At 65.7% G+C, this 24935-nt stretch carries 33 protein-coding genes, 1 tRNA gene and 2 pseudogenes; 24 read left to right on the forward strand and 12 right to left on the reverse strand.

All coding sequences use genetic code 11. The features are described 5' to 3' along the window. Positions 1-125: 125 nt before the first annotated feature. The 3 genes from ACOQPC_RS00325 to ACOQPC_RS00335 are packed head-to-tail and all read right to left on the reverse strand — an operon-like array spanning position 126 to position 1497. Positions 126-587: a RidA family protein gene (locus ACOQPC_RS00325; RefSeq protein WP_420606695.1), complete on the reverse strand. Its 462-nt coding sequence runs from the start codon at positions 585-587 to the stop codon at positions 126-128. Then, positions 584-1225, reverse strand: coding sequence for an HAD family hydrolase (locus ACOQPC_RS00330; RefSeq protein ID WP_420606696.1), 642 nt, complete (start codon positions 1223-1225; stop codon positions 584-586). Before ACOQPC_RS00330 ends, ACOQPC_RS00325 begins: the two co-directional genes overlap by 4 nt. Beyond that, on the reverse strand, positions 1222-1497 hold the full coding sequence (locus ACOQPC_RS00335) for a DUF3572 family protein (RefSeq protein WP_420606697.1): 276 nt from the start codon (positions 1495-1497) through the stop codon (positions 1222-1224). The genes ACOQPC_RS00330 and ACOQPC_RS00335 overlap by 4 nt, the downstream gene beginning before the upstream one ends. Before the next feature lie 51 nt (positions 1498-1548). Between ACOQPC_RS00335 and ACOQPC_RS00340 the strand changes: the two genes are divergently transcribed. Next, the gene (locus ACOQPC_RS00340; protein WP_420606698.1) at positions 1549-1914 is read left to right on the forward strand and encodes a response regulator; all 366 of its coding nucleotides are present in this window, start codon (positions 1549-1551) and stop codon (positions 1912-1914) included. 101 nt (positions 1915-2015) lie between these two features. Here the strand turns inward: ACOQPC_RS00340 and rpmG are convergent, their stop codons facing one another. Next, on the reverse strand, positions 2016-2183 hold the full coding sequence (gene rpmG, locus ACOQPC_RS00345; protein ID WP_022672986.1) for a 50S ribosomal protein L33: 168 nt from the start codon (positions 2181-2183) through the stop codon (positions 2016-2018). A gap of 39 nt (positions 2184-2222) precedes the next feature. Between rpmG and ACOQPC_RS00350 the strand changes: the two genes are divergently transcribed. From ACOQPC_RS00350 to ACOQPC_RS00370, 5 genes are all read left to right on the forward strand, one after another. Further along, positions 2223-2348 (forward strand): hypothetical protein, encoded by a 126-nt coding sequence (locus tag ACOQPC_RS00350; RefSeq protein ID WP_420606699.1) that lies wholly within the window; start codon positions 2223-2225, stop codon positions 2346-2348. Between the two features lie 69 nt (positions 2349-2417). Then, entirely contained in the window at positions 2418-2777 is a 360-nt protein-coding gene (locus ACOQPC_RS00355; RefSeq protein WP_420606700.1) for a hypothetical protein, read from the forward strand. An 18-nt stretch (positions 2778-2795) separates the two neighbouring features. Then, positions 2796-3359, forward strand: coding sequence for a TMEM165/GDT1 family protein (locus ACOQPC_RS00360; RefSeq protein ID WP_420606701.1), 564 nt, complete (start codon positions 2796-2798; stop codon positions 3357-3359). A 182-nt stretch (positions 3360-3541) separates the two neighbouring features. Next, the gene (locus tag ACOQPC_RS00365; protein ID WP_420606702.1) at positions 3542-3919 is read left to right on the forward strand and encodes a VOC family protein; all 378 of its coding nucleotides are present in this window, start codon (positions 3542-3544) and stop codon (positions 3917-3919) included. Next, entirely contained in the window at positions 3919-4614 is a 696-nt protein-coding gene (locus ACOQPC_RS00370; RefSeq protein ID WP_420606703.1) for a helix-turn-helix transcriptional regulator, read from the forward strand. Before ACOQPC_RS00365 ends, ACOQPC_RS00370 begins: the two co-directional genes overlap by 1 nt. A 50-nt stretch (positions 4615-4664) precedes the next feature. On the opposite strand, the gene ACOQPC_RS00375 is transcribed toward ACOQPC_RS00370, so the two are convergent. Together ACOQPC_RS00375 and ACOQPC_RS00380 are read right to left on the reverse strand one after the other, a co-directional pair. Further along, on the reverse strand, positions 4665-4982 hold the full coding sequence (locus ACOQPC_RS00375) for a BrnA antitoxin family protein (RefSeq protein WP_420606704.1): 318 nt from the start codon (positions 4980-4982) through the stop codon (positions 4665-4667). Between the two features lie 296 nt (positions 4983-5278). Continuing rightward, on the reverse strand, positions 5279-7543 hold the full coding sequence (locus tag ACOQPC_RS00380) for an NADP-dependent malic enzyme (RefSeq protein WP_420606705.1): 2265 nt from the start codon (positions 7541-7543) through the stop codon (positions 5279-5281). A 143-nt stretch (positions 7544-7686) separates the two neighbouring features. Between ACOQPC_RS00380 and mutS the strand changes: the two genes are divergently transcribed. The 7 genes from mutS (at position 7687) to ACOQPC_RS00415 (ending at position 14340) form a co-directional block, all read left to right on the forward strand. Further along, positions 7687-10302, forward strand: coding sequence for a DNA mismatch repair protein MutS (gene mutS, locus ACOQPC_RS00385; RefSeq protein ID WP_420606706.1), 2616 nt, complete (start codon positions 7687-7689; stop codon positions 10300-10302). 244 nt (positions 10303-10546) lie between these two features. Next, positions 10547-11068: a sigma-70 family RNA polymerase sigma factor gene (locus tag ACOQPC_RS00390; protein ID WP_420606707.1), complete on the forward strand. Its 522-nt coding sequence runs from the start codon at positions 10547-10549 to the stop codon at positions 11066-11068. A gap of 13 nt (positions 11069-11081) precedes the next feature. Continuing rightward, positions 11082-11720: an NrsF family protein gene (locus tag ACOQPC_RS00395; protein ID WP_420606708.1), complete on the forward strand. Its 639-nt coding sequence runs from the start codon at positions 11082-11084 to the stop codon at positions 11718-11720. Between the two features lie 58 nt (positions 11721-11778). Then, complete coding sequence (locus ACOQPC_RS00400; RefSeq protein ID WP_420606709.1) at positions 11779-12135, forward strand: winged helix-turn-helix domain-containing protein; 357 nt, start codon at positions 11779-11781, stop codon at positions 12133-12135. A 61-nt stretch (positions 12136-12196) separates the two neighbouring features. Next, positions 12197-13027, forward strand: a complete 831-nt coding sequence (gene modA, locus ACOQPC_RS00405; protein WP_420606710.1) for a molybdate ABC transporter substrate-binding protein — start codon at positions 12197-12199, stop codon at positions 13025-13027. Positions 13028-13034: 7 nt separating this feature from the next. Beyond that, complete coding sequence (gene modB, locus ACOQPC_RS00410) at positions 13035-13733, forward strand: molybdate ABC transporter permease subunit (RefSeq protein WP_420606711.1); 699 nt, start codon at positions 13035-13037, stop codon at positions 13731-13733. Then, positions 13723-14340: a molybdenum ABC transporter ATP-binding protein gene (locus ACOQPC_RS00415; RefSeq protein ID WP_420606712.1), complete on the forward strand. Its 618-nt coding sequence runs from the start codon at positions 13723-13725 to the stop codon at positions 14338-14340. Before modB ends, ACOQPC_RS00415 begins: the two co-directional genes overlap by 11 nt. 7 nt (positions 14341-14347) lie before the next feature. On the opposite strand, the gene ACOQPC_RS00420 is transcribed toward ACOQPC_RS00415, so the two are convergent. Continuing rightward, positions 14348-15667: a NupC/NupG family nucleoside CNT transporter gene (locus tag ACOQPC_RS00420; protein ID WP_420606713.1), complete on the reverse strand. Its 1320-nt coding sequence runs from the start codon at positions 15665-15667 to the stop codon at positions 14348-14350. Between the two features lie 155 nt (positions 15668-15822). On the opposite strand from ACOQPC_RS00420, the gene ACOQPC_RS00425 reads away from it, so the two are divergent. The 7 genes and pseudogenes from ACOQPC_RS00425 to ACOQPC_RS00455 all read left to right on the forward strand — a co-directional run bounded on the left by ACOQPC_RS00425 (position 15823) and on the right by ACOQPC_RS00455 (position 20794). Next, positions 15823-16470 (forward strand): queuosine precursor transporter, encoded by a 648-nt coding sequence (locus ACOQPC_RS00425; protein WP_420606714.1) that lies wholly within the window; start codon positions 15823-15825, stop codon positions 16468-16470. Then, a pseudogene (gene argB / locus ACOQPC_RS00430) lies at positions 16467-17357 on the forward strand (acetylglutamate kinase); the annotation flags it as partial. The gene ACOQPC_RS00425 and the pseudogene argB, both read left to right, overlap by 4 nt. A gap of 95 nt (positions 17358-17452) precedes the next feature. Beyond that, positions 17453-18124: a hypothetical protein gene (locus tag ACOQPC_RS00435; RefSeq protein ID WP_420606715.1), complete on the forward strand. Its 672-nt coding sequence runs from the start codon at positions 17453-17455 to the stop codon at positions 18122-18124. Between the two features lie 107 nt (positions 18125-18231). Beyond that, complete coding sequence (locus ACOQPC_RS00440) at positions 18232-18537, forward strand: YggT family protein (protein WP_420606716.1); 306 nt, start codon at positions 18232-18234, stop codon at positions 18535-18537. A 4-nt stretch (positions 18538-18541) separates the two neighbouring features. Further along, complete coding sequence (gene folD, locus ACOQPC_RS00445) at positions 18542-19435, forward strand: bifunctional methylenetetrahydrofolate dehydrogenase/methenyltetrahydrofolate cyclohydrolase FolD (protein WP_420606717.1); 894 nt, start codon at positions 18542-18544, stop codon at positions 19433-19435. Beyond that, on the forward strand, positions 19432-20172 hold the full coding sequence (locus ACOQPC_RS00450; protein ID WP_420606718.1) for a hypothetical protein: 741 nt from the start codon (positions 19432-19434) through the stop codon (positions 20170-20172). The genes folD and ACOQPC_RS00450 overlap by 4 nt, the downstream gene beginning before the upstream one ends. A gap of 1 nt (position 20173) precedes the next feature. Continuing rightward, positions 20174-20794 carry a MarC family protein gene (locus ACOQPC_RS00455; RefSeq protein WP_420606719.1) on the forward strand — a complete coding sequence of 207 codons (621 nt, stop codon included), beginning with the start codon at positions 20174-20176 and terminating at the stop codon, positions 20792-20794. A 113-nt stretch (positions 20795-20907) separates the two neighbouring features. Here the strand turns inward: ACOQPC_RS00455 and ACOQPC_RS00460 are convergent, their stop codons facing one another. Both ACOQPC_RS00460 and ACOQPC_RS00465 read right to left on the reverse strand, forming a co-directional pair. After that, entirely contained in the window at positions 20908-21549 is a 642-nt protein-coding gene (locus tag ACOQPC_RS00460) for an LON peptidase substrate-binding domain-containing protein (protein WP_420606720.1), read from the reverse strand. After that, positions 21549-22472 (reverse strand): tetratricopeptide repeat protein, encoded by a 924-nt coding sequence (locus ACOQPC_RS00465; RefSeq protein WP_420608176.1) that lies wholly within the window; start codon positions 22470-22472, stop codon positions 21549-21551. The genes ACOQPC_RS00460 and ACOQPC_RS00465 overlap by 1 nt, the downstream gene beginning before the upstream one ends. 222 nt (positions 22473-22694) lie before the next feature. Between ACOQPC_RS00465 and ACOQPC_RS00470 the strand changes: the two genes are divergently transcribed. Then, positions 22695-22769, forward strand: a tRNA-Gly gene (locus ACOQPC_RS00470). A gap of 420 nt (positions 22770-23189) precedes the next feature. Continuing rightward, entirely contained in the window at positions 23190-23408 is a 219-nt protein-coding gene (locus ACOQPC_RS00475; RefSeq protein ID WP_420606721.1) for a Fic family protein, read from the forward strand. On the opposite strand, the gene ACOQPC_RS00480 is transcribed toward ACOQPC_RS00475, so the two are convergent. Together ACOQPC_RS00480 and ACOQPC_RS00485 are read right to left on the reverse strand one after the other, a co-directional pair. Then, positions 23379-23606, reverse strand: coding sequence for a hypothetical protein (locus ACOQPC_RS00480; RefSeq protein WP_420606722.1), 228 nt, complete (start codon positions 23604-23606; stop codon positions 23379-23381). The two genes, ACOQPC_RS00475 and ACOQPC_RS00480, sit on opposite strands and share 30 nt — an antisense overlap. A gap of 9 nt (positions 23607-23615) precedes the next feature. Beyond that, positions 23616-23816 (reverse strand): hypothetical protein, encoded by a 201-nt coding sequence (locus ACOQPC_RS00485; protein WP_420608194.1) that lies wholly within the window; start codon positions 23814-23816, stop codon positions 23616-23618. On the opposite strand from ACOQPC_RS00485, the pseudogene ACOQPC_RS00490 reads away from it, so the two are divergent. Continuing rightward, positions 23743-24077, forward strand: a pseudogene (locus tag ACOQPC_RS00490) (zincin-like metallopeptidase domain-containing protein); the annotation flags it as partial. The gene ACOQPC_RS00485 and the pseudogene ACOQPC_RS00490 overlap by 74 nt on opposite strands. Here the strand turns inward: ACOQPC_RS00490 and ACOQPC_RS00495 are convergent. Beyond that, positions 23999-24349 carry a hypothetical protein gene (locus ACOQPC_RS00495; RefSeq protein WP_420608195.1) on the reverse strand — a complete coding sequence of 117 codons (351 nt, stop codon included), beginning with the start codon at positions 24347-24349 and terminating at the stop codon, positions 23999-24001. The pseudogene ACOQPC_RS00490 and the gene ACOQPC_RS00495 overlap by 79 nt on opposite strands. A gap of 137 nt (positions 24350-24486) precedes the next feature. Here ACOQPC_RS00495 and ACOQPC_RS00500 point away from each other — a divergent pair, with 137 nt between their 5' ends. Further along, a complete protein-coding gene (locus ACOQPC_RS00500) occupies positions 24487-24828 on the forward strand; it encodes a helix-turn-helix transcriptional regulator (RefSeq protein WP_420606723.1) in 342 nt (113 codons plus the stop codon). Positions 24829-24935: the final 107 nt, after the last annotated feature.

The following is a 24935-nucleotide window of genomic DNA, read 5'->3' on the forward strand; positions in this document are numbered from 1 at the left end:
AACGCTGTGCTCCTGCGTAGGCAGGAGCCCACCACCAAACCTCGCCTGATGGACTCCTGCCTTCGCAGGAGCGCACTTGTGGTTGGGTATAGGACCGATCAAATCTCGCGCCCAACCGACCCCGCTCAGCCCCTGATCGCCACAACCGCGTCTACCTCGACGGCGGCATCGAGCGGCAGCACCGGTGTGGCGACCGCGCTGCGGGCGTGGCGGCCGGCCTCGCCGAATACCTGCTCCATCAGGTCGGATGCGCCGTTCACCACCTTGGGCTGGTCGGTGAAATCGGGGGTGGAGGCGACGAAGCCGCCGAGCTTCACGATTTGGCCTACGCGGTCCAGATCGCCGTCCAGCGCGGCCTTGATCTGCGCGATCAGCATGATCCCGCAGGCGCGCGCCGCCGCCACGCCCTGGTCGAGCGTGACTGAATCGCCCAGTTTGCCGGTGACGATTTTGCCATCGACGAGTGGGAGCTGGCCCGAGACGTAGAGCATGCCGTTCGCGATGACGGCGGGGCGATAGGACGCTACCGGCGCGGCCGGTTCGGGCAAGGTCAGGCCTAGCTCCGCGAGTTTCTCGTCGATATTCATGCCATGGCTCCCTCGGCTGCGGCACGGCCCTCGGCCATGCGCGCTTCGATCCATTCCAATGCTTGCGGCCAGCGATCGATCCTTGCGTGCGCGTGTGGTGCCGGTACGATGCTGCCCGCCAGCCGCGGTTCGCCGATCATGTGCAGCCGCCACACGTCGGGGCGGTGCTTGGCGACCGATTCATGATGATTGGGCAGATCGTCGATGAAGACGGTCACACTGGGGTCGAACCGATCGACGATTTCGGCCAGTGGCGTGCCCTTGCCGCCCTGGTTGCAGCGCACCTCATGATCGATGCCGACGGCTTTGAGCTGCGCGGTGCGCGCTCCCTGGCGGTGATCGAGCAGGTTGGTGAGCACCACCACATCGGCGCGCTGCGCAAGCTTTGCGATCGCCGCGACCGCGCCGTCGATCGGCTGCTGCCGGTCCATCTGCCCGTCGAAAAATTCGTCGAGCAGTGGCCAGACGTCGCCTGGCGCCAGCACAGTACCGTCATGCTTGTGACGCAGCGCTTCGGCGAACCCGCCGCGATCGAGATCGAAATGCACGCCATGCGCTTCATCCAGCCATTCGGCGAAGGGCACGACCATGTGCAGCAGCACCTCGTCGCAATCGGTGACGATAAGGGGGCGGCTCATGCATCTAACTTTCGTGCGGCGTCGGGGATCAGCGAGGGGTCGATCTGGCGTGCCTCGGCATAGCTTACAAGGTCCGGCTCATACGCCTCAAGGAAGGCGAGCACCGCGCGGTGGGTGGCCTGATCCGACAGACCGGCGCGCAGCGCATCGGGGGTGAGGCCGGTGAGATCGAGGAACCGGACGGCGCGATTGTCGTCGCTCATGATCCACGCCAGCGCGTCGAGCGCGAGCGCGGCGGGATCGGTCGATGTCTTGTTGGTTGGCGAGGGCACCGGCTTGGCTTAGGGGGTGAAGCGTCGGTAGCCAAGCGAAGGGTGACAGCAATGGCCAAACGCATCCTGATCGTCGAGGACAACGAGCTCAATCTGAAGCTGTTCACCGATCTCTTACGCGCGCACGCCTTTATGGTGGAGCCGCTGACCGATGGACGCGAGGCGCTGGCCACGGCGCGCGAATTCCAGCCCGATCTAGTCATCATGGACATCCAGCTGCCGCACATCAGCGGGCTCGATCTGATCGGCCGGATGAAGGCGGACGCGAAGCTGAAATCGATCCCGATCCTCGCGGTCACCGCCTATGCGGGCAAGGGCGACGAAGAACGCATTCGCGAGGCGGGAGCGGAGAGTTACGTCTCCAAGCCGGTGTCCGTGCTGAAATTCGTGGAGGCCGTGCAGGAGGCCATGCGGTAGGCTTAACAGCCGGATTTGCACGCACACAGCACAACGGCATTGCAATGAGCCGTAGGCGAAGCAAATGACGGATGATAAGACAGCCGAAACCGGCCCTCTAATTACTTGATCTTGGCTTCCTTGAACTCGACATGCTTGCGCGCGACGGGATCATATTTGCGGAACGTCATCTTCTCGGTGATGTTGCGCGGATTTTTCTTGGTGACGTAGAAAAAGCCCGTGTCGGCGGTGCTGACGAGCTTGATCTTCACGGTGGCGGGCTTCGCCATGGCACTTTTCCTATTCCAGAAGGTCCGGACGGGCGGCACATGGTCGATTCGCGTGCCGACCGCGACAAGCCGGTGCCGATGAAGGGTGTGCAGGCGAAAGTCAAGGCCGAGCTTGGACAAGCGAGCCGGCGATGCCGTGAATTCGCGGCCTTTACCGCCCGTTAACCATATGGGCGGATGGTCGTGCAAAGGACGTATATCGGGGATGCCACGGACTGAGGAGGGGGCAGGGGCATGTTTCACGAACGGGACAGTTTTCGGAACGGTTTGCAAGGACGCGATTGGGCAGTCCGCGTCGAGTTTTGCGCATTGATCGACGAGCTGGAGGCGATCCGGGCCGAGCGCGATCCGGTCTATTTCCTGATCAAGCTGACCCAGCTGCGCACCGAGGCGCGCCACTGCCGCCTGGGTGCGCTCGTCGCGGTCGCCGAGAAATGCGAACAGGCGCTCACCCGCGCGATCCATGCCAACAATGTCAGCCATTTCGAACGCGATTATGCCATGCTGATGCGCGACGCGGTCGATTGCGGCGATGTCTCGGCCGCCCAGTCCGAAGCGCTGCTCGCGTCGGTCGCTTACCGCATGACCGGTTGAGCGAAAGGCCGGCTGCATATGGATGCGTTCCTGACCGGCATGCTGGCCGTGCTGCTCGCCGAGACCGGCGGGCGTACGCAGCTTCTGGCCGCGCTGGTCGCGATCCGCTTCGACCGGGACCGGCCGGTGATCGCCGCGCTGCTGCTGGCGATCCTCGTCAACGTCGCCGTATCCGCCGTGCTCGGCGCGCTGATCCACGACTGGATCAGTGAGGACGCGCTGATGTTCTTCTACGCGCTCGCCTGCCTGTTCGCCGGGCTGACCATGCTCGCGCCGCACCGCCGTGTCGACGAGCCGGTGATGAAGCTCGGCGCGTTCTTCGGCAGCTTTGTGGCGTTGTTCCTCTCGATGCTGGGCGACAAGAGCCAGTTTCTGATCGGCGCCACGGCGGCGCGCACCGACATGCCGGTGCTAGCCGGCATGGGCGGCTTCGTCGGCTTGGCTCTGGCCTGCTTGCCCGCGGTGATCTTCCGCAACCAGTTGGCGCGCGCGGTGCCGCTGGTCTGGGTCCGGCGGATCGGCGGCGGCCTATTCACGCTGTTGGGCATCGGCCTCGTGCTGGCCGCGCTCGGGCTGATCTGACCGGCGTTTCGATCGCGGATCAGGTCCATGGTTGTCATCAGCGACCAAATTTTCCGCTCGAAAATCCAACGGACGCGAAGCACCATATTCGGTTTTTTCGTAGCCCAGCAACATTCCTGACAATATGCTGTCAGTAGGGGTGTGACAAAAGACGCTTGTTCAACACAGAGAGGAACAGGCCAATGACAACCACAACTCAAGGGCAGATTGTATTTACCGAAATCCCCGCCATCGACCCCGGACGGGCCTGCAAATTCTACGAGACCCTGCTGCAGAGCCCGCTGGCCGAAGATAAGGGTGGACCCAACCCGATCTGGATGTTTCCCCATGCGGATGGCGGTTCGCCTGCAGGCCATGTCTATCCGGGAAAACCGGCCAGGGACGGAGAAGGCATGACTTCCCATTTTGCCGTGACAGGCGATTTGACCGAGGCGATGGACCGCGTGAAAAAAGGCGGCGGCGAAGTCGTGTCCGAAGTGATCGATATCTATATCGGCTCGTTCTTTTACGCCAGGGATACCGAGGGCAACTCGCTCGGCATCTTCAAATATAAAATCTGATGCGCCGTGCCGACCGCCTCTTCCAGATCGTGCAATATCTCAGGGGTGGTCGGCTGGTTACGGCGCGGGCTTTGGCCGAACGGCTGGAGGTGTCCGATCGGACGATCTACCGCGACATCGCCGATCTGCAATCCACCGGTGTTCCGATCGATGGGGAGGCCGGTGTCGGCTATGTCCTGCGCAGCGGCTATGATCTGCCGCCGCTGATGTTCACGCGGGACGAGATTGTCGCGCTGGTCGCCGGTATCCGGATGGTGAAAAGCTGGGGCGGGATCGGCATGGCCCGCGCCGCCGCCGAGGCGCTGGTGAAGATCGAACTGGTGCTGCCCGAGGCCGAGCGGCGGCGGGTCGCGGACGCCAATGTGTTCGCGCCGCCGATGGAATTGACGGACGATGTCCGCGCGCTGATCGATCTGGTGGAAGCGGCGATCGAGGCGCGCGATATCCTGCGCTTCGCTTATGCGGAGCGGCAGGGCGCCAAGACGCAGCGCCGCGTCCATCCGCTCGGCCTGTGGTTCTGGGGCAAGGTCTGGACGCTAGTGGCGTGGTGCGAGACGCGCGAGGATTTCCGGATGTTTCGCCTCGATCGCACGGTAGGGCTGGCGATCACCGGAGAGCAGTTCAAACCCGCCGCCGAACGCTCGCTCGGGGCATGCCTGCGCCAATATGAAGCGCGCTACGGACCGCAGGGGTGAACGATGGGGCGTTCATTGTGCGGCCAGGCCTTGCCACGGGAGAACGGCTCTTATCCCGGAAGCTTGACGCGGCGCAACGCCTCGTTGATCTGCGATTGCCAGCCCGGCCCGGTCGACTTGAATTTTGCGATGACATCCTGATCGAGGCGGATGGAAATCGGCTGTTTTGGGTTTGCCGAGCGCGGACGCCCGCCTGCATTATTGCGTATTTTCACGGCAAGATCGGGGAAGGCCTCGGCGAACGGTCGGGCGTCCGCAATCTGTTCATCACTGGCTTCAGGCGCATCGGGATCGCTCGCGATCAATTTCTGAATGCGGGCTTCTTCGGCATCACTGATTTTTTTGCTAAACTTTTTAGGGGCGGTCATAACAGGCTCCGTTCCTTCCGGCTGGCCGGGCGCACCGAGATCACCGAAACGGCTCGGACCCGAGCAGCGCATCAATCGCATTGGTTATCGTATATACAATAACCAATGATTTGCCAAGCCGATTTGCTTGCTTTTGCAATGTTGGGAATTTGCTGAACCCATCAGGCGAGGTGGCCGCTGGCACCCTGTCCGATGTAGGAAAATATCCTTACGCGTCCCGGCAATGGTTTCGCGGAGACTTTGTAGCCTTTGAACAATGATGTTGCGGCCGGCGCATCTTCCGCGATCGAAAAGGCCTATTCCACCGTCCCCGCCGCGGCCAGAATCGCGAAGGTGACCAGCTCGGATGCGGTCGAGCTCATCGGGGCGATCTGCACCGGTTTCTCGATGCCCAGCAACATCGGCCCGATGGTGCGGTCGCCGCCCAGTTCGCGCAGGATCTTGGCGCTGAGATTGGCCGATTGCAGCCCGGGCATGACCAGCACATTGGCGGGCGCGGAGAGGCGCATGAACGGATAGTTCCTCATCAGCTGCGGGTTCAGCGCCACGTCGGGCGGCATCTCGCCCTCATATTCATATTCCGCCCCGCGCTCGTCGAGCATGGCGATGGCGGCGCGGATATTGTCGAGCCAGCGGCCCTCGGGATTGCCAAAGGTGGAATAGCTGAGGAACGCGACGCGCGGTTCCTGTCCCATGCGCCGGGCGACGGTGGCGGTGCGATCGGCGATGTGCGCGAGTACCTCGGGGCTCGGCCGTTCGTTGACCGTGGTATCGGCGATGAACACGGTGTGGCTCTTGCCGACCATGACGTGGATGCCGAACGGGAATTGCTCGGGCGCCGGATCGAGCACGCGGCGGATTTCGCGCATCGACTGGCTGAAGGTGCGGGTGGTGCCGGTGATCATCGCATCGGCCTGCCCCAGCTTGAGCAGCGCCGCGCCGAAGATGTTGCGATCGCGGTTGACCATGCGCTGCACGTCGCGGCGCAGATAGCCGCGCCGCTGCAGCCGCTCGTACAGCATCTCGGCCATTGCCTCGACATGCGGGCTGGAGACGCTGTTGTGGATCTCGAAGCTGCCGACATTGTCGACGCCCATCTTGTGGAGCATGTCGACCACCGACTTGTCGCGGCCGACCAGCACGGGGACGCCATAACCGCCGTCGCGGAACTGGATCGCGGCACGCAGCACCACCTCTTCCTCGGCCTCGGCGAAGATGACGCGCTTGGGCTCCTTGCGCGCCTTTTCATAGACTTGGGTGAGCACCGAGATGGTCGGGTTAAGCCGCGCCCGCAGCGAGCGCCGATATCCGTCCATATCCTCGATCGGCTTCTGCGCGACGCCGCTGTCGATCGCCGCCTGCGCCACGGCGGAGGCGACCACCTCCATCAGGCGTGGATCGAACGGGGCGGGGATGATGTAATCGCGCCCGAACTTGTGCGCGGTGCCGCCATAGGCGTCGGCCACTTCCTCCGGCACGCGCTCGCGCGCCAAGGCGGCCAGCGCGCGGGCGGCGGCGATTTTCATCTCCTCGTTGATCGTGGTCGCGCGCACGTCGAGCGCGCCGCGGAAGATGAACGGGAAGCCGAGCACGTTGTTGACCTGATTGGGATAGTCCGAGCGGCCCGTCGCGATGATCGCGTTGGGCCGCACCTGCCGCGCCAGCTCGGGCAGGATCTCGGGATCGGGATTGGCCATGGCGAAGATGATCGGATCGCCCGCCATGCCCTCGACCATCTCCGGCTTCAGCGCGCCCGCCGCCGATAGCCCCAGGAAGATGTCCGCACCCACCAGCGCCTCGCCCAGGCTGCGCGCGTCGGTGCGGACCGCATGACCCGATTTCCACTGGTCCATATTCTCGGTGCGGCCCTGATAGATCGGCCCCTGCCGGTCGCACATGATGACGTTCTCGTGCGGCACGCCCATCGCCTTGATCAGCTCGGTGCAGGCGATCGCCGCCGCGCCCGCGCCGTTGCAAACGATCTTGACGTCCTTCAGCTCGCGCCCGGTCAGTTCGCAGGCGTTGATCAGGCCGGCGGCGGCGATGATCGCGGTGCCGTGCTGATCGTCATGGAACACCGGAATGTTCATGCGCTCGCGCAGCGTCTGCTCGATGATGAAGCATTCGGGCGCGGCGATGTCTTCCAGATTGATGCCGCCGAAGCTCGGTTCCATCAGCTCCACCGCCTCGATGAAGCGGTCGGCATCTTCGGTCTTCAGCTCGATATCGATCGAATCGACGTCGGCGAAGCGCTTGAACAGCACCGCTTTGCCTTCCATGACCGGCTTGGAGGCGAGCGCGCCGAGATTGCCGAGCCCCAGGATCGCGGTGCCGTTCGATATCACCGCGACCAGATTGCCCTTGGCGGTATATTCATACGCCTTGCCCGGATCCTCGGCGATGGCGCGCACCGGCACGGCGACGCCGGGCGAATAGGCCAGGCTGAGGTCGCGCTGCGTGCCGACGGGCTTGGAGGCGATGATCTCGATCTTGCCGGGGCGGCCCTGGCTATGAAAGTTCAGCGCCTCGCGGTCGGAAAACTGGATTACGCTGTCGCTCATCTTGTGCCTCTCTCCGGTGGTGCTTCGGGACTAGACGCTGGGGCGGGGCGGCACAACGGGGGATGCGCCATCCTCATCGCCACCGTCATTGCGAGGAGCCCGCTCTCTGGCGATGTTTCCTTTCGTCCGCTATCGCACAGGGCATGGCCGGACCGACCCCGATGATGGAGCAATATCACGCGCTCAAAGCCCGCGCGGGCGATTGCCTGCTGTTCTATCGCATGGGCGATTTTTTCGAGCTGTTTTTCGATGACGCCAGGGCGGCGGTCGAGACGCTCGATATCGCGCTGACCTCGCGCGGCAACAGCGACGGCGAACCGATTCCGATGTGCGGCGTGCCGGTGCACAGCGCCGATGCCTATCTCGCGCGCCTCATCAAGGCAGGCCACCGTGTCGCCATCGCCGAACAGGTCGAGACGCCCGAACAGGCCAAGCAGCGCGCCAAGGAAGAAGGCAGGGGCTCCAAGGCGCTGGTGGCGCGCGACATCGTGCGCTTCGTCACCGCGGGCACGCTGACCGAGGACAGCCTCCTGGACGCGCGAAGCGACAATATGCTGGTCGCGCTGGCCGGTGTCGGCGGTTTGATCGGGATCGCGGCGGCGGATATCTCCACTGGCCGCTTTGAGCTGATGGCCTGTGAGGCCGCCGCGCTGGAGGCCGAGCTGGCACGGCTCGGGCCCAGCGAAATCATCTGTTCGGATCGGTTCGAGGCCGCGCCGCCGGGTGCCATCAACCATGATGCGCGCGCGTTCGACAGCGAGGGCGGCGCGAAGCGGCTGCGCGAGCTTTACGGCGTGGCGACGCTCGATGGCCTCGGCGATTTCGGGCGCGCCGAACTGGCCGCGGCGGGCGGGCTGGTCGCCTATCTGACGCACAGCGCGCAAGGCGCGGCGCTGCCCTATCTGGCGCCGCCCCGGGCACAGCGCGATGGCGAGCATCTCGGGCTCGACCAGGCGACGCGCGAAAGCCTGGAGATCAGCGCGGCGCAGGGCGGCGGGCGCAAGGGCAGCCTGCTCCACGATGTCGATCGCACGGTGACGGGCGCGGGCGCGCGGCTGCTCGCGCGCGATCTCGCCGCGCCGCTGACGGGCCGCGCCGATATCGAAGCGCGGCTGGGGCTGGTCGATTGGGCGCATGAGACGGTGTCGATCCGCCAGGCGCTGCGCGAGGCGCTCCGCGCGCTCCCCGACATCGCCCGCGCGCTGGGCCGCGTGACGGCGGGACGGGGATCGCCCAGAGACCTCGGCCAGATTCGCGACGGGCTGAACGGCGCGCATGTCCTGAAAGCCCGGCTGGAAAAGACCGATGGGCGGCCGGCGCTGCTCGATGCGCTGATCCCGGCCTTGGGCGGGCATGGCGATCTGGCCGATCATCTGGTCCGCGCGCTGGTACCCTCGCCGCCGACCGAAACCGCGCAGGGCGGCTATATCGCGGCGGGCTATGATGCCGGGCTCGACGACCTGCGCGAAACCGCCAGCGGCGGGCGCCGCGCCATCGCCGCGCTGGAGGCGGACTATCGCGAAAAGACCGGGATCTCGGCGCTCAAGATAAAGCACAACAATGTGCTCGGCTATTTCGTTGAGGTGCCGGCAAAGCATGGCGACCGGCTGATGGCAGAGGACAGCGGCTTCGCCCATCGCCAGACGCTGGCGGGCGCGGTGCGGTTCAATTCCAGCGCGCTGCACGAGCAGGCGGCGCGGATCGTCGAGGCGGGCGCCCGCGCGCAGGCCGCCGAGGCGGCGCATCTCGAGACGCTGATCGAGGAGACGGTGGCCCGCCGCGACCGGATCGCCGCGGCCGCCGAGGCGCTGGCCCGGCTCGATGTCGCCGCCGCGCTGGCCGAGCGCGCCGCCGAGAGCGGCTGGTGCCGTCCCGCCTTCGCCGACACACCCTGTTTCGAGGTCGAGGGCGGCCGCCATCCGGTGGTCGAGAGCGCGCTCAGGGCTGGCGGAGAGCCGTTCGTTTCCAATGATTGCGCGCTCGGAACGGAGGAACGGCTGTGGCTGGTCTCCGGCCCGAACATGGGCGGCAAATCGACCTTCCTGCGGCAGAACGCGCTCATCGTGCTGCTGGCGCAGGCGGGCAGCTTCGTGCCCGCCGCCTCGGCCCGGCTCGGCATCGTCGACCGGCTGTTCAGCCGCGTCGGCGCGTCGGACAATCTGGCGCGCGGGCGCTCCACCTTCATGGTCGAGATGGTCGAGACCGCCGCGATTCTTTCGCAGGCCACCGAGGCCAGCTTCGTGATTCTCGACGAGGTCGGGCGCGGCACATCGACCTATGATGGGCTCGCGCTCGCCTGGTCGGTGGTCGAGGCGATCCACGAGACCAATCGCTGCCGCTGCCTGTTCGCCACCCATTATCATGAGTTGACCCGCCTCGCCGACACGCTAGATGCGCTCAGCCTGCGCCATGTCCGCGCGCGCGAATGGAAGGGCGAACTCGTGCTGCTGCACGAACTCGCGCCCGGCCCCGCCGACCGCAGCTATGGCCTCGCCGTCGCCAAGCTCGCCGGGCTGCCGCCGCCGGTGTTGGCGCGCGCCAAGGCGGTGCTCGGTAAGCTGGAAAAGGGCCGCGCCGAGACCGGCGGGGTGGCGGCGGGGCTGGGCGAATTGCCGCTGTTCGCCGCCGCGGTCGAGGCCGAGGAGGAGCAATGCGACACGTTGCGCGAGGCGCTGCGCGATCTCGACATCGATGCGCTGAGCCCGCGCGAGGCGCTCGAACGATTGTACGAACTGAAGCGCGAGGCGAGCGAGCAATGACGCTCTCACCGCTGTAACCGATCGGCGTACGGGCACGAACAGGGCACGGAAAGCGTATTGTCGATATGCCCGTGCCGCGCCAGGGCGGTACGGGCCAATGGGCTGCGGAACCCGTTCGAACGGTAGAGAGGAAGGCGATGATGGAGACGATATTCAAGCCATCGGCTGCCGATTCCCTGCCGTCCTGGCACGATGCGCTTTCCGCCTGTTTCGCTGGCCAGACGCTGGTTCAAAGCCTGTCCTCATGGAAATAGACGATCACCTGCTGCGCAGCCTGATGCGGCGCGTGCAAGCGGGCGACCGCACGGCCTATCGCACGCTGCTCGACCAGTGCCGCGTCTGGCTGGAGCGTTATTATGTCAGGCGCGCACCGCCGGGGCAGATCGACGATCTGGTGCAGGACACGCTGATTTCGCTGCACCGCAAGCGCGCTTCCTATGATCCGGAGCGGGCTTTTCTGCCGTGGCTCTCGGTGATCGCGCGCTATCGGTGGATCGATGCGTTGCGGCGCGCGCCGAAGAATGTCGAACTGACGGAAGGCCATGGCCGCGTCGAGGACGAGAGCGAGGCGGTGCATGCGCGCCTCAGCCTGCAGCGCCTGCTCGACCGGCTGCCCAAGGCACAGGCATCGGCGATCACGCTGACCAAGATGGAGGGCCGCACGGTGGCCGAAACGGCGATGATCAGCGGGCAATCCGAATCGGCCGTCAAAGTGAATGTCCATCGGGGCCTGAAGACCCTCGCACGCATAATCGAGAGTGAGTGAGTGAGTGAGCGATATGGCGCATGAAGATCTGATCGACGATCTGACGGACCGGCTCGAGCCGGTGCGGCCGATCGTGCCGGCGCGCGGCCAGTTGCTCGTGCTGACGCTGTTCGCGCTGACCCTGTTCGGCGTGACCATGCTATGGGGCGTACGGCCCGACATGGCGCATGGCGCGCCCGATCCCGCCATCGCGATCGTGTCCGCGCTGTTCGCTCTGTGCGCGACGTTTGGCGCGGTGACGGTGACGCGCATGGCGCGGCCGAGTCTGGGCAGCCAATATGCCGGCTGGCGCTGGTCGCTGGCCGCCGTCGGAACCGTGCCGCTGGTGGCGATCGCCCTGCTAGTCGGCCATGCGGGCGAACCGGCGGTCCATGCCGCCGATCCGTTCGGGCTGGTGTGCCTTTTGCGCGGAACCGGGGCGAGCCTGATCGTGATGGCGGCCTTGTTCGCGTGGGTGCGCCGCGGCGCGCCGAGTTCGCCCGAGCGCGCCGGATTGCTGATCGGGATGACCGCGGGCAGCACGGGTGCGTTCTCGCTCTCGGTGCAGTGTGATTTCCCCGGCTTCTACCACGCCGCTTTCTGGCACGTCTCGATCGTGGTCGTGGCAACGCTGATTGGACGCTTCGGCCTGTCGCGCTGGCTGCGCTGGTAGGATAAAGCGGCTCCGAAAAAAGGGTGCGCTGCCCAGTCTGCCATCCTATCGCGGCTCCATGGCAGGACGGTTCAAACTCAAGGCACAGCTTTACAGCGGCGATGCCATAGCGATCGGGCCGGGCAAGGCGGACCTGCTCGGCGCGATCGATGAAACTGGTTCGATCTCCGCCGCCGCGCGCAAGCTGGGCATGAGTTACCGGCGCGGCTGGTTGCTCGTCGACACAATGAACCGCTGCTGGTCCACGCCTTTGGTCGAAACGGTAGTGGGTGGCCGCAAGGGTGCCGCGCTCAGCGATCTCGGGCGGCAGGTACTCGCCGATTATCGCGCGCTCGAAGAGCAGCTGACGGAAATCGAGAAGGGCAGCGCCGCTGTCCGCCTGCGTAAAGCGCTCGGCGCCACGCCGCCCACCTGAACGCTTTCCTTCGTCGCCGGTTGCTGTATCTGGCGATATATAGCAGCGATGGGATTTGAGAATGGAAGGCGACGCGGCGACGCCCTATACGGGCGATCCCGGAATGGGGCTGGCAGCGCGGCTAATCGCCCTGTTCAGCCTGATGCTGCTGGCGCTGTCGGTGGCGTGTAGCGGGTCTAGGCCGGAGTCGACAAACACCGAGTCGGCGCCCGTGGTGCTCGCCGCGTCGAGCCTGCAGGAATCGCTCGAGGCCGGCGCCGACGCCTGGGCCGCCAAGGGCCATGCGCGCCCCGTGCTCTCCTTCGCCGCCACCTCCGCGCTCGCGCGCCAGATCGATCATCAGGCGCCCGCCGATCTGTTCCTGTCGGCCGATCGGGACTGGATGGATCATGTCCAGCAGCGCGGCCTGCTCAAACCCGGCACCCGTACCGATCTGGTTGCCAACGAGATCGTGCTGATCGTGCCACGGGGTCGTGAGGCGCTGACCTGGTCACCCGGACAAAATCTCGCTGCTGCGCTGGGCGACGCGAAGCTCGCCATGGCCGATCCGGACGCGGTGCCGGCCGGCAAATATGGCAAGGCGGCGCTGGAAAGTCTGGGCCAGTGGGACGCGGTCTCGGCGCAGGTCGTGCGCGGCGAGAATGTGCGCGCGGCGCTGGCGTTCGTCGAACGCGGCGCGGCGGCGGCGGGTATCGTCTACGCCACCGACGCCAAGGCTTCCGGCAAGGTGCGCGTGGTCGCGACCTTCCCCAAGACCAGCCATCCGCCGATCATCTATCCGCTGGCGACGCTGGCCACCTCGCGATCGCTACAGGCCGAGGCGTTCCGCGCCTTTCTCCTCTCATCCGAGGGCCAGGCGATCTTCCGTCGCTACGGTTTCAGCGCCTCGTGACGCGCCGATGCTGAGCGCAGACGAATGGGGCATAATCGGGCTGTCCCTGAAAGTCAGTCTTACCGCAATGATGTGCACCTTGCCGATCGCTTTTGGCCTGGCCTGGCTACTCGCGCGCGGGCGATTTCCGGGGCGCTTTCTGCTCGACGCGCTGGTGCATCTGCCGCTGGTGCTGCCGCCGGTGGTGATCGGCTGGCTGCTGCTGATCGCGTTCGGCGCGGACGGGCCGATCGGAAGCTGGCTGCAAAGCTGGTTCGGCGTCACCGTGATCTTCCGCTGGACCGGCGCGGCAATTGCCGCGGCGGTGATGGCGCTGCCTTTGATGGTACGCGCGATCCGGCTCTCGATCGAAGCGGTCGACCGCAAGCTGGAGGGCGCGGCGCGCACGCTCGGCGCGACGCGCTGGCACGCCTTCCGGACGATCAGCCTGCCCCTGTGCGTGCCCGGCATCCTCGCCGCGACGATCCTGGGGTTCGCCCGCTCGATCGGGGAGTTCGGCGCGACCGTCACCTTCGTCTCGAACATTCCGGGCGAAACGCGCACGCTGCCGCTCGCCATCTATTCGGCGTTGCAGGTGCCCGGCGGCGAAGCCGAAGTGCTGCGGCTGGCGATCGTCTCGATCCTGCTGTCGCTCGGCGCGCTGGTAGCGTCGGAGGCGTTGGCGCGGCGCGGGGCGGGGGACGATCGGACCGGCCATGTCCTTTGACGTCGACGTCGCGCGGCGGCTCGGCGCGCACCCCGTCGCGGCGCGCTTCGATACCGGCCCGGGCCTGACCGCGCTGTTCGGCCCCTCGGGCGCGGGCAAGAGCAGCCTGCTCAACATGGTCGCCGGGCTGCTGAAGCCCGATCGGGGGCATATCGCGGTGGCCGGCGAGACGCTGTTCGACGACGCTACGAACCTGCCGCCCGAGCGCCGCCGCGCGGGCTATGTGTTCCAGGACGCGCGGCTGTTCCCGCACCAGCGCGTGGAGACCAATCTGCGCTACGGCGAACGGCTGGCCGCGCCCGACCATCGCTGGATCGGCTTCGACCGGGTGCTGGAGTTTCTCGGCATCGGTCATCTGCTCGGGCGCTGGCCGCGCGGCCTGTCGGGCGGCGAGGCGCAGCGCGTGGCGATCGGCCGCGCATTGCTGTCGGCGCCGCGCTTCCTCCTGATGGACGAGCCGCTGGTCTCGCTCGACGGACCGCGGCGCGAGGAGGTGATGGGCGTGATCGAACGCATCCGCGACGACCTGAAGCTGCCGATCCTCTATGTCAGCCACGACCGCGCGGAAGTGGAGCGGCTGGCCGATCACATCGTCGAGATCGGCTGATCGGTTTCTAGCCGAGGCCGAGGAACAGCCCCGCCAAAGCCGCGCTCATCAGGTTGCTGAGCGATCCGGCCAGCAGCGCCTTGATCCCCAGCCGCGCGATTACCGGTCGCTGGTTGGGCGCAAGACTGCCGGTCACCGCCATCTGGATCGCGATCGAGCTGAAATTGGCGAAGCCGCATAGCGCAAAAGTGACGATGCCGACGGTGGCGGGCGACAGGCCGCCGGCATTGCCGAGGCTGATGAAGGCGACGAATTCGTTGAGCACGATCTTCTCGCCGAACAATCCGCCCGCGCGGATCGCCTCGTCCCACGGCACGCCGATCAGGAACATGATCGGCGCAAAGGCGTAGCCGACGATGCGCTGGAAGGTCAGGTCTTCCAGTCCGAACCAGCCGCCGATGCCGCCGAGGATGCCGTTGGCGAGCGCGACCAGCGCGACGAAGGCCAGCACCATCGCGCCGACCGCGACGGCGAGCTTCACGCCGGTCTGCGCGCCCTGGCTGGCGGCCATGATGATATTTTCCGCGCGCTCTTCCTCGATCGGGGCGGATTTCACCTCGCGCGGCGCGGCGGCGGGCGGAGCGGGTTCGCGAGGCAGATCGGTGGCGTCGGATATCTCGGAATTTTCGCGGTGCGGATCGTCGAGTTCCATCGGCTTGTGGCTCGGCTTGACCTCGTCGGGCATCATCATCTTGGCCATCAGGATGCCGCCCGGCGCGCTCATGAAGGCGGCGGCGAGCAGATAGTCGATGCGGATGCCCATCGCGGCATAGGCGGCCAGGATCGTGCCTGCCACGCCCGCCATGCCCACGCTCATCACCGTGAACAGCTGCTGCGGCGTCAGATTGGCGAGATAGGGCCGGATGACGAGCGGCGATTCGGACTGGCCGACGAAGATGTTCGCTGCCGCGCACAGGCTCTCGACCTTGCTGATCCCGGTCACCCGCTCCAGCGCCCCGCCGATCCAGCGGATCACGAACTGCATCACGCGAAGATAATAGAGCACCGAGATCAGCGAGGCGAAGAAGATGATCACCGGCAGCGCGGCGATGGCGAAGCTGTTGCCGCCGATTTCGGGCGTCGCCAGCGGGCCGAACAGGAAGGCCGTGCCCGCCTGCGCATAGCCGAGCAGGTTGGAGACGCCGCCCGCCAGGAACCGCAGCACGTCATTGCCCCAGGGGACGTAGAGCACCAGCGCGGCGAAGCCCACCTGCAGCGCGAACGCGGCGCCGACCACGCGCGGGCGGATCGCGCGGCGGTTGGACGAGAGCGCAAAGGCGATCAGCAGGATCAGCGCGATGCCGGCCAGGCTGTAGAGAATGCGCACTTTACACCTCCTTTGTCATTCCCGCGAAGGCGGGAATCCAACCCCTGTTCGTGCGTCGCGGCGACGGCGGGAATTGGGTCCCCGCTTTCGCGGGGATGACGAGTTATGGCAAGTGGCTCTTGCCCTTGCGCAATTCCTGCCGCTAGCAGCGTATCATGGAAACGTCCGCTCGCCAGATGCCGCCGTCGCTGTTCGTCTACGCGCTGTTCTACGGCGGGATGACGGTGCTGTCCGGCGTGCTCGGCAACAAGCAGGTGGCGCTGGGGCCGCTCGCCGTCGAGGCGGGCATCTTCGGCTTCCTGCTGCTGGTCGTGCTGTCGAGCGCGGTGGCCGAGCTGCACGGGCGCGCCGCCGCCAACCGCCTGGTGCTGATCGGCTTCGCGCCGCTGGTCGGATCGATGCTGCTGATCCTGCTGGTACTCGGGCTGCCCGCGGCGCACGACATGGACCCGGATCGCCTGGCTGGATTTCAACTGATTCTCGGCCAGAGCCCGCGGCTGATGGTCGCCGGGATTATCGCATATGGTGTATCGCAATTCCTCAACGTCACCATTTTCAGTGCGCTGCGCGGGGCCGAGGGCGGCCGCCTGCTCGCATTTCGCGGCGCGGTGGCGAGCGCGCTCAGCCAAGTGATCGACACGCTGCTGTTCATCACTATCGCCTTCATCGGCGTCTTCCCGATCTGGCAGCTGCTGATCGGCCAGATGCTGGCAAAGGTGACGCTGTCGATCGTCGCCGTGCCGTTCCTGATCGTCGGCGCGGTCCGGCTGGGGCGGTGGCTGGATAGGGTGCCCGCGCGATGACCCACGATCCCGCCATGCTGCAAAAGGCCGAAACCCTGGCCGAAGCGCTGCCTTATCTGCAGCAATATGCCGGACGTACCTTCGTCGTGAAATATGGCGGCCATGCGATGGGCGATGCCGATTTGGCGCGCGCCTTCGCCGAGGACGTCGTGCTGCTGAAGGCCGTCGGCATCAACCCGGTGGTGGTGCATGGCGGGGGGCCGCAAATCGGCGCGATGCTGAAACGCACTGGCGTGGAAAGCGAATTCGTCGACGGCCTGCGCGTCACCGACGCCGCCACCGCCGAGATCGCCGAAATGGTGCTGTCGGGCGCGATCAACAAGCAGCTGGTCGGCTGGATCAACGCCGCCGGCGGCAGCGCGGTCGGCCTGTCGGGCAAGGACGCGCATCTCGTCACCGCCCGCAAGCTGGAGCGCACGACGCGCGATCCGGACAGCCATATCGAACGCGTGGTCGATCTCGGTTTCGTCGGCGAGCCGCACCGGATCGACCGCACGATCGTCGACACGCTGACCGGCGCGGGCATGATTCCGGTGATCGCCCCGATCGGCGCGGGCGAGGACGGGCACAGTTACAATATCAACGCCGACACCATGGCCGGCGCCATCGCCGGGGCGCTGGGCGCGGCGCGGCTGTTCCTGCTGACCGATGTCGCGGGCGTGCTCGATGGCGACAAGAAGCTGCTCACCGATCTCGATCCCGCGCGGATTGCCGCGTTGATTGAGGAGCGGGTGATCTCGGGCGGGATGATTCCCAAGCTCGAAACCTGCGTAAAGGCCGTCGACGCCGGGGTCGATGCCGCGGTGATCCTCGACGGGCGCGTGCCGCATGCCATGCTGATCGAGATGTTCACGCAGGCCGGCGCGGGCACGCTGGTGCGCAAGGGCGGCGCGCGGGATCGATCGGATCGCATCAAGGGAACGGGCGCGCTCCTTCGTGGGTTGACCCGGTAAGCTTAGCTGACACGGAAGGCTTCTGCGATATGCGCGCCCTGTTTCTTACCCTCCCGCTGGCGCTGGTCGCCTGCAACCCGGGTCCCGCGTCCGAGGGACCGGTCGGTACGGCCGGAACCAGCGATACCGCCGCCCCAGCTAAGGACGAGACCATGGACGAGAATATGCCTGCCAGCGACTCCACCCCGGAAATCCAGCGCGCGCCCGACGACTTCGGCCGGATCGTCGAGCCGCCCCATGAGCCCGATAGCGACCGCGTCAACCCGTCCGGCGGCGGCACAGTATCGAACGACGATCTTTCCGCGCCGAAATCGACGCCCGAGGCCGCAAAAGGCGAAAAAGGCGCGCGCAACGTGCTGTTGGAATGGGGCGCCGCGCTGGAACACAAGGATTTCGCCCGCGCCTACGCCCAGTTCGGCGATGATGGCGCCAGGAGCGGCATGAGCGAAAAGGCCTATGCCGAGAGCTTCGCGAAATATCGCACGATCACCGTGGCGATGCCGACCGGCTCGATGGAGGGCGCGGCGGGCTCGCTCTACTACACCGCGCCCACCACCATCACGGGCGAATTGAACGGTGGCGGATCGTACAGGCTGCGGGGTCCCGTGGTGCTGCGCCGCGTCAACGACGTGCCCGGCGCGTCTGCCGAGCAGCTGCGCTGGCATATCTATTCTGCGGACCTCGAACCGCAACACGGTTGATCCGGACGGGCACCGCTTGAACGCATCGCCAGCTGTATTATATCGATAAAACAGTTGATGCCGCCGCGCCTAGCGCCTAGGGGCGGGCGCAATCGAGCGGAGTCGCCATGCTTACCTTCCTGTCCGTCCTGATCCAGATCGTCGAACTGTTGTCGAACATCCTGATCACCGTGGTGATCGTGCAATTCGTGCTCAGCCTGCTGATCGCGTTCAACGTGGTCAGCATGTCCAACCAGTTCGTCGCCGCGATCTACCAGTCGCTGAACGCGATCCTCGATCCGGTGCTGCGGCCGATCCGCAGGATCATGCCCGATACCGGCATGATCGATTTTTCGCCGATCGTGCTGATCTTCGCGCTGCGGGTGCTGATGATCATCCTGTCCGGGATTGCCGGCTCGATCGCCGGGGCGTAACTTCATGACCGACGAACGCCTGATTGACGGCAAGGCCTTTGCCGCGGACTTGCGCGCGCGAGTGGGCGCGCTGGTGCCCGCCTTTCGCGGTGTCGCCGGTCGTGCTCCAGGGCTGGCGGTGGTGTTGGTCGGCGAGGATCCGGCGAGCGCGGTCTATGTGCGCTCCAAGGGCAAGGCGACAAACGAGGCGGGGATGGAGAGCTTCGAACATCGGCTTGATGCTTCGGTATCGCAGGATGAACTGATTGCGCTGGTCGAGCGGCTGAGCGCGGACGAGGCGGTCGACGGCATCCTCGTCCAGCTGCCGTTGCCGGACCATATCGACGACAAGGCGGTGATCGCCGCGATCGATCCGGCCAAGGACGTCGACGGTTTCCATGTGGTCAATGCGGGCCGACTGGCGGTGGGCGAGGACGCGATGATCCCGTGCACGCCGCTGGGCTGTCTCATGCTGCTGAAGGACCGACTGGGCGACCTGACGGGCCTCGACGCGGTGGTGATCGGGCGTTCGAACATCGTCGGCAAGCCGATGGCGCAGTTGCTGCTGCGGGAAAACTGCACCGTCACCATGGCGCACAGCCGTACGCGCGATCTGGAGGACGTGGTGGCCCGCGCCGATATCGTGGTCGCGGGTGTGGGGCGGGCCGAGATGATCCGCGGCGGCTGGCTGAAGCCCGGCGCCACGGTGATCGACGTCGGCATCAACCGCGTATCGGACGCGGAGGCGGGCAAGACGCGGCTCGTTGGCGATGTCGCCACCGCCGAAGCCTTGGCCCATGTCGGCGCGATCACGCCGGTGCCGGGCGGTGTCGGGCCGATGACCATCGCCTGCCTGCTCCGCAACACGCTGGTCGCGGCGCATCGCCGCGCCGGTCTGGCCGATCCCGAGGGTTTGTGAAGCGCGCAACGTTCCTGTTGGCGGCGCTGGCGCTATCCGCCTGCGCGCAAGGGCCCGGACCCCGGCGCGGCGAACGCGCGCCCGACGGTCAGCGCGTGCTGCGCGGTTTCGACGGGGAGAAACTGGAGCGCACCGCCAACCCCAGCGCGCTGGTCGCCGAGGAGATCGCCTTTGCACGGGCCGCGCGCGAGGACGGACAATGGACCGCCTTTCGCAGGTTCGCCGCCGACGACGCGGTTCTTTTCGTGCCCGCGATGGTCGACGCCAAGACCTGGCTTACTGGTCGCGCCGATCCAGCCGAGGCGGCGGCATGGCAGCCGCACCGGGTCATCATGTCGTGCGACGGCCGGACCGGGGTAACCACCGGCGCCCGGCAGCGTCCGGACGGAAGCTTCGGCTATTACACCACCGTCTGGTATCGCCCGAACGAGCGAAACGGGCAGTGGGGATGGGTGCTCGATCATGGCGATACCCTCGCCGAGCCGCTAGCCGAACCCGATTTCGTGCGCACCAGCGTCGCCGAATGCCGCGGCGGCGTGCCGACCGTCACCGGCGCGAACGCGCGGCGCGACGGCTATGTCCAAGGCCTGTCGGACGACCGGACGCTGGTCTGGGAGGCGGCCGTGCAGCCCGATGGATCGCGCAGCGTGACCGTTGATTTGTGGAACGGCGAAGACTATGACAGGCTGATCGAAAATCGCTTTGCGGCATCGTCCGCAGGTCCCGTCGCGCCCTGACATGATCGAACTGTTCGTTTCCGCCTTCATCACCTTTTTCGTGGTGATAGATCCGCCCGGCTGCGCACCGATCTACGCCAGCCTTACGGGCGGTGCGGCTCCGGCGCAGCGGCGTGCGATGGCGGTCCGCGCGATTATCGTGTCGCTCGCGATCCTGCTAGTGTTCGCGGTATTCGGCGAGGATCTGCTCTCGGCGCTCGGCATCAGTCTGGCCGCCTTTCGCATAGCGGGCGGCATCATGCTGTTCCTGATCGCGCTCGAAATGGTGTTCGAGAAGCGACAGACCCGGCGCGAGGACCGCGCCGAAAGGATCATCGACACGCCCGAGGTAGAGGATGTGTCGGTCTTCCCGATGGCGCTCCCGATGATCGCTGGACCCGGATCGATCGCCACGGTCATGCTGCTGATGGCGCGTTCGAACGGGCTCGAAGAAACCCTTGTCGTGCTCGGCGCGATGCTGGCGGTGCTCCTTCTGACCCTGTTCGCGCTGCTCGCCGCCGGACCGATCATGCGCGTGCTCGGCGCCAAGATCGAAGCGGTGATCACGCGGCTGCTCGGCGTGCTGCTGGCGGCGTTGGCGACGCAGTTCGTGATCGACGGACTCAGGGCGAGCTTTGCCTGAACGCCGTTATTGCGAGAAGGCCCGAGTTCATTTGGAGCGACGAGGCAATCCAGGGCAGATACAGCGCTGCAATTGGCCTGGATTGCTTCGCTTCGCCGCAATGACGATCAGAGTTACTGCAGTGTCGCCGGATCGGTCGGCCCATCCCGTGCACCGAAGAATTGCAGCAGCTGCACGATCAGCGCGGCTCGTTCCGAAAGTCCGCGCGCTTCGAGCAGTGCCTGCTTGGCCGCCGCATCGAACGGCACCACCTGAGCGGTGCCGTTGACCAGCGAATAATCGTCCAGCCGACCGACCGATTCCCAGTCGACCCGATAGTCCATCGCCTCGGCGAAAGTCCTGGCCTCCTGTTCCAGCGAGGCGCGTTCGATGCTGCTCAGCACCTCGTCCTCCTCGGCTTCCTCCCACATCTGCGCTTCCACGCGGCGGAAGGGCGTGGGCGTGTCGATCTCGCCGATCAGCGTGAAACGCTTCAGGCCGCCGAGCAGAATGTCGTAGCGCCCATCGTCATGCGCCTCGATCTGCTCGATGCGGCCGAGGCAGCCGACTTCGTAAAGCGGCGCGGGATCGCCCGAAGCGCGCGGCTGGATCATGCCGATGCGCCGGTCGCGCGCCATCGCGTCGCTGATCATCGCGCGGTAGCGGTCCTCGAAGATGTGCAGCGGCAGATGCATTCCCGGAAACAGCAGCGCGCCGGGCAGCGGAAAGATGGCGAAACGCAGCGTTTCGCCGGAGATGGGTGGGCGCAGCGCCATCAGCCGAACAGGATTTCGGACAGGCGGCGGCGCTGCCGCGTGGTCCAGGAATTTTCCAGCCCTACCGTTTCGAACAGGGCGAGCAGCCTGGTGCGCGCCGCGCCGTCGTTCCACTCGCGGTCGGCCCTAACGATATGCAGCAGATGGTCGGCGGCGGCATCGCGGTTCCCGCCCGCCATCTCGGCATTGGCGAGTTCGAGCCGCGCCTCGTGATCGTCCGGCGCGGCATCGACCTTATCGCGCAGCGTCTGAAGCTCGGCCGGATCGCGCTTTTCGGCGGCGATGGCGATCGCCGCGCGCGCACGCTCGATCGCGGGATCGGCCTGAATCTCGCCGGGAAGTTGCGCGAGCAGAGCTTGCGCCTCCTCCGTGCGGTCCGCGGCGATCAGCGCGCGGAGCATGCCGCCAATTGCTTGCGGCTCCTGCGGATCGTGCTGCAGCACCGATGCAAAAGCGCCATAGGCTTGCTCGCCCTCGTCCGCGGCCAACAACCGTTCTCCCTCCTCCAGCATCGGCGTTGGATCGTGCGCCTCCGGAACGTCCTCGCGGGCCGAGCCAGGCTCGATCGGAAGCTGATCCAGCAACTGATCGAGCAGCTGTCCAAGCTGTGCTTGGGTGCGTGCCTCGGTCAGATTGGCGACCGGCTGGCCTTGGAAAATGGCGTAGACGGTGGGGATCGAGCGGACCTGGAATTGCGACGCGATGAACGCATTGGCATCGACGTCGATCTTGACCAGCCTCACGCCCTTGTCGGCATACTCGGCGGCAACCTTTTCCAGCACTGGGCCGAGCTGCTTGCAAGGCCCGCACCATTCGGCCCAGAAATCGAGGATGATCAATTGGCTCATCGACGGTTCGATCACATCGCTGCGAAATTGGTCGACGGCTTTCTGTTCCTCGGTGGTCAGCGCCGTGCTCGCCATGTCGTCAATCTCCTCGTCGGTTCGCGTGGATACACGCGCCATCGCTCCATCATGTGGGAAGAGGGGCGCGCTTGCCAAGCCCTTGTCCCCACATGGCGAAGCTATGGCGCCTGAAAGGCGGATGGCTCGAGATAAACATGGCTAAAGAGCTTGCGGGGTCTCCGGACGGCTGCTAACAGCCCGCCTTCACCCGCCGGAACGCAAGCATTCCGGGCGCCATGAGCGGGCGTAGCTCAGGGGTAGAGCACAACCTTGCCAAGGTTGGGGTCGAGGGTTCGAATCCCTTCGCCCGCTCCAGTTTTCCAGAGGAAATCATAGCGTTATGAGGGTCCCGCAAAAGCGGAACCCCCGCGTTTCCGGGCTGGACACCACCCAGACACCGCCGCCGCCGCCGATTTCTTAGTAAGACTTTCTCGCGCTGCATGCCTTCCATCCCCTTGCCCGGGCAACTAGAGGCTTCGCTTGGTTTCGAGCTCACGCGCGCAAATCGCCTCAAGGCTGCTCCGATAAATCATCCGCAAGCCGATCGCCGATCCCGTGATCACTCTCCACTTCAGCACGCTATTGATTCAGACTTTCGTCAGTTTGGGCATCCTTGAAATCCGCATCACGCTCTTACGGCGGTCCAAGCCAAATTCGCTCAGGCGGATACGCTGGAGGTGACACGCAGCGCAGTCGAAGGCGCCCGCGTTCTCAGCTATTCCCTGACGGAGAGCGTTGAGGCGGCTGATCAAAGCGGATTTCCTCCACGTCCAGTTCGAAACGATCCACCCGTTCCTGGACGGCAACGGTCGTATCGGCCGCTTGCTGGTGACGCTGTACCTCTGCGTCAACGGCGTCCTGCGCAAGCCACTGCTCTATTTGAGCCTCTATCTGAAAACCCACCGCGCCGATTATTACCGGCTGCTACAGGAGGTACGCGAGAACGGGGCGTAGGAGGCCTGGCTCGAATTCTTTCTCACCGGCGTCGCCGACACCGCCAACCAGGCGTTCGACGCCGCCACCCGGATCGTCGAGCTGTTCAAGCAGGACCGCGAACGCATCACGGCCCAAAGCGATCGTGCCGGCTCCGCGCATCGAATCCACGATCTCTTTCAACAAAACCCCTATCTCACGGCCAACCAGCTCGTTCACCGGACTGGGCTATCCGCTCCAACCGTGAATGCGGCGCTCGCCGATCTGCAACGCCTCGGCATCCTCGACGAGGTCACGGGCCGCAAACGTGGCCGCGTCTTCAGCTACAGCCGCTATCTCGCGATCCTTAGCGAGGGAACGGCGCCGCGCCGCCGAGACCGGCGAAACGCCCGGCGCGATCCCGTTCCTCAAGCGCTTCACCGTCTTCAATACCTAGCCTTCCCGGCGAGATCGCGACCACCGCGCCGCCGCCGGCCGGGATGATCGAACCGCAGGTCGAGGCGCTGATCGCGGCAACTGGTATCGATTTCCGGCGAGGAAATCATCGCGAAAATCTCGGCGGCCTATCTCTGCGCGTCGCTCGGCATCACGCCGACCGTGCGCCATGCGGATTATATCGGTGCGTGGCTGGAGGTCCTGCGCGAGGATTCCTCGAGCCGCACGACGTCGGTGCCGCCAGCGACCGGCGCGCCACCCTTGGGTGCCAGCGTCCACGAAAAGCGAACGAACTGGCCATGCCCGTCAGGCGCGCCCTTGAGCATAAAGACGTGACCGGGGAATTGAGCTCTGGCGGCGGCGATCATGTCGCCGATCCCTTTCTGGCCATCGCCCGCCATCATCGGGTCGACACAGCGGGCGTTGGCGGTCCAGCCTTCGTCCAGCCGATGGCGGCGGGAAAGATCATTCGCTTCGTTCCACAAGGCCAGATAGTCTCGTGCCACAGTGTCTGGATCGCGCATCATTCTTCTCCTCATTCGCTATTATTCGAATGATGCCATTGTCCGCAGCGTGGCGCGATTACCTCCAAGGTAATGGAAATTGCTGTGCTCGGCTGTAGGATGACGGTGTGGCAACGCGAACAATCAGTGTGGGTGATGTCTTGCGCGATTGGCGAGCGCGCCGGCGGCTCAGCCAGCTTGATCTGGCCGGCGAGGCGGAGGTTTCAAGCAGACATCTCAGCTTCATCGAGAGCGGGCGCGCTGCGCCGAGTCGCGAGCTGCTGTTGCGGCTCGCCGAGCCTTTGGCGATGCCTGCGCGAGACCGCAACCGGCTGTTGCTTGCGGGCGGCTATGCCCCGGTCTACGGCGAACGGTCGTTTGACGAACCGGATATGGCGGCGGCGAAACAAGCAGTCGAAGCTGTGCTGTTCGGGCATGCGCCCTTTCCGGCTCTGGCCGTCGACCGGCACTGGAACCTCGTGCTTGCTAACCATCCATACTGACGAATGCGCCGAGAATGACTTTTCGCATGATTATCGTCTTTCCTAGCGAGATTTTTTGCATTAGCCGCGCTGCTGAATCACTGACTCATGGGGGCGAAGTCGCGGAA

Source organism: Novosphingopyxis sp. (assembly GCF_965218915.1).
GTDB lineage: Bacteria > Pseudomonadota > Alphaproteobacteria > Sphingomonadales > Sphingomonadaceae > Novosphingopyxis.

What these genes read in the sequence shown, in the direction of transcription:
- ACOQPC_RS00325 (WP_420606695.1), bottom strand. Translation starts at nt 587, where the DNA reads ATGAATATCGACGAGAAACTCGCGGAGCTAGGCCTGACCTTGCCCGAA.
- ACOQPC_RS00330 (WP_420606696.1), bottom strand. Translation starts at nt 1,225, where the DNA reads ATGAGCCGCCCCCTTATCGTCACCGATTGCGACGAGGTGCTGCTGCAC.
- ACOQPC_RS00340 (WP_420606698.1), top strand. Translation starts at nt 1,549, where the DNA reads ATGGCCAAACGCATCCTGATCGTCGAGGACAACGAGCTCAATCTGAAG.
- rpmG (WP_022672986.1), bottom strand. Translation starts at nt 2,183, where the DNA reads ATGGCGAAGCCCGCCACCGTGAAGATCAAGCTCGTCAGCACCGCCGAC.
- ACOQPC_RS00350 (WP_420606699.1), top strand. Translation starts at nt 2,223, where the DNA reads ATGGTCGATTCGCGTGCCGACCGCGACAAGCCGGTGCCGATGAAGGGT.
- ACOQPC_RS00355 (WP_420606700.1), top strand. Translation starts at nt 2,418, where the DNA reads ATGTTTCACGAACGGGACAGTTTTCGGAACGGTTTGCAAGGACGCGAT.
- ACOQPC_RS00360 (WP_420606701.1), top strand. Translation starts at nt 2,796, where the DNA reads ATGGATGCGTTCCTGACCGGCATGCTGGCCGTGCTGCTCGCCGAGACC.
- ACOQPC_RS00365 (WP_420606702.1), top strand. Translation starts at nt 3,542, where the DNA reads ATGACAACCACAACTCAAGGGCAGATTGTATTTACCGAAATCCCCGCC.
- ACOQPC_RS00370 (WP_420606703.1), top strand. Translation starts at nt 3,919, where the DNA reads ATGCGCCGTGCCGACCGCCTCTTCCAGATCGTGCAATATCTCAGGGGT.
- ACOQPC_RS00375 (WP_420606704.1), bottom strand. Translation starts at nt 4,982, where the DNA reads ATGACCGCCCCTAAAAAGTTTAGCAAAAAAATCAGTGATGCCGAAGAA.
- ACOQPC_RS00380 (WP_420606705.1), bottom strand. Translation starts at nt 7,543, where the DNA reads ATGAGCGACAGCGTAATCCAGTTTTCCGACCGCGAGGCGCTGAACTTT.
- mutS (WP_420606706.1), top strand. Translation starts at nt 7,687, where the DNA reads ATGGCCGGACCGACCCCGATGATGGAGCAATATCACGCGCTCAAAGCC.
- ACOQPC_RS00390 (WP_420606707.1), top strand. Translation starts at nt 10,547, where the DNA reads ATGGAAATAGACGATCACCTGCTGCGCAGCCTGATGCGGCGCGTGCAA.
- ACOQPC_RS00395 (WP_420606708.1), top strand. Translation starts at nt 11,082, where the DNA reads ATGGCGCATGAAGATCTGATCGACGATCTGACGGACCGGCTCGAGCCG.
- ACOQPC_RS00400 (WP_420606709.1), top strand. Translation starts at nt 11,779, where the DNA reads ATGGCAGGACGGTTCAAACTCAAGGCACAGCTTTACAGCGGCGATGCC.
- modA (WP_420606710.1), top strand. Translation starts at nt 12,197, where the DNA reads ATGGAAGGCGACGCGGCGACGCCCTATACGGGCGATCCCGGAATGGGG.
- modB (WP_420606711.1), top strand. Translation starts at nt 13,035, where the DNA reads ATGCTGAGCGCAGACGAATGGGGCATAATCGGGCTGTCCCTGAAAGTC.
- ACOQPC_RS00415 (WP_420606712.1), top strand. Translation starts at nt 13,723, where the DNA reads ATGTCCTTTGACGTCGACGTCGCGCGGCGGCTCGGCGCGCACCCCGTC.
- ACOQPC_RS00425 (WP_420606714.1), top strand. Translation starts at nt 15,823, where the DNA reads ATGGAAACGTCCGCTCGCCAGATGCCGCCGTCGCTGTTCGTCTACGCG.
- ACOQPC_RS00435 (WP_420606715.1), top strand. Translation starts at nt 17,453, where the DNA reads ATGCGCGCCCTGTTTCTTACCCTCCCGCTGGCGCTGGTCGCCTGCAAC.
- ACOQPC_RS00440 (WP_420606716.1), top strand. Translation starts at nt 18,232, where the DNA reads ATGCTTACCTTCCTGTCCGTCCTGATCCAGATCGTCGAACTGTTGTCG.
- folD (WP_420606717.1), top strand. Translation starts at nt 18,542, where the DNA reads ATGACCGACGAACGCCTGATTGACGGCAAGGCCTTTGCCGCGGACTTG.
- ACOQPC_RS00455 (WP_420606719.1), top strand. Translation starts at nt 20,174, where the DNA reads ATGATCGAACTGTTCGTTTCCGCCTTCATCACCTTTTTCGTGGTGATA.
- ACOQPC_RS00460 (WP_420606720.1), bottom strand. Translation starts at nt 21,549, where the DNA reads ATGGCGCTGCGCCCACCCATCTCCGGCGAAACGCTGCGTTTCGCCATC.
- ACOQPC_RS00465 (WP_420608176.1), bottom strand. Translation starts at nt 22,472, where the DNA reads ATGGCGAGCACGGCGCTGACCACCGAGGAACAGAAAGCCGTCGACCAA.
- ACOQPC_RS00495 (WP_420608195.1), bottom strand. Translation starts at nt 24,349, where the DNA reads ATGATGCGCGATCCAGACACTGTGGCACGAGACTATCTGGCCTTGTGG.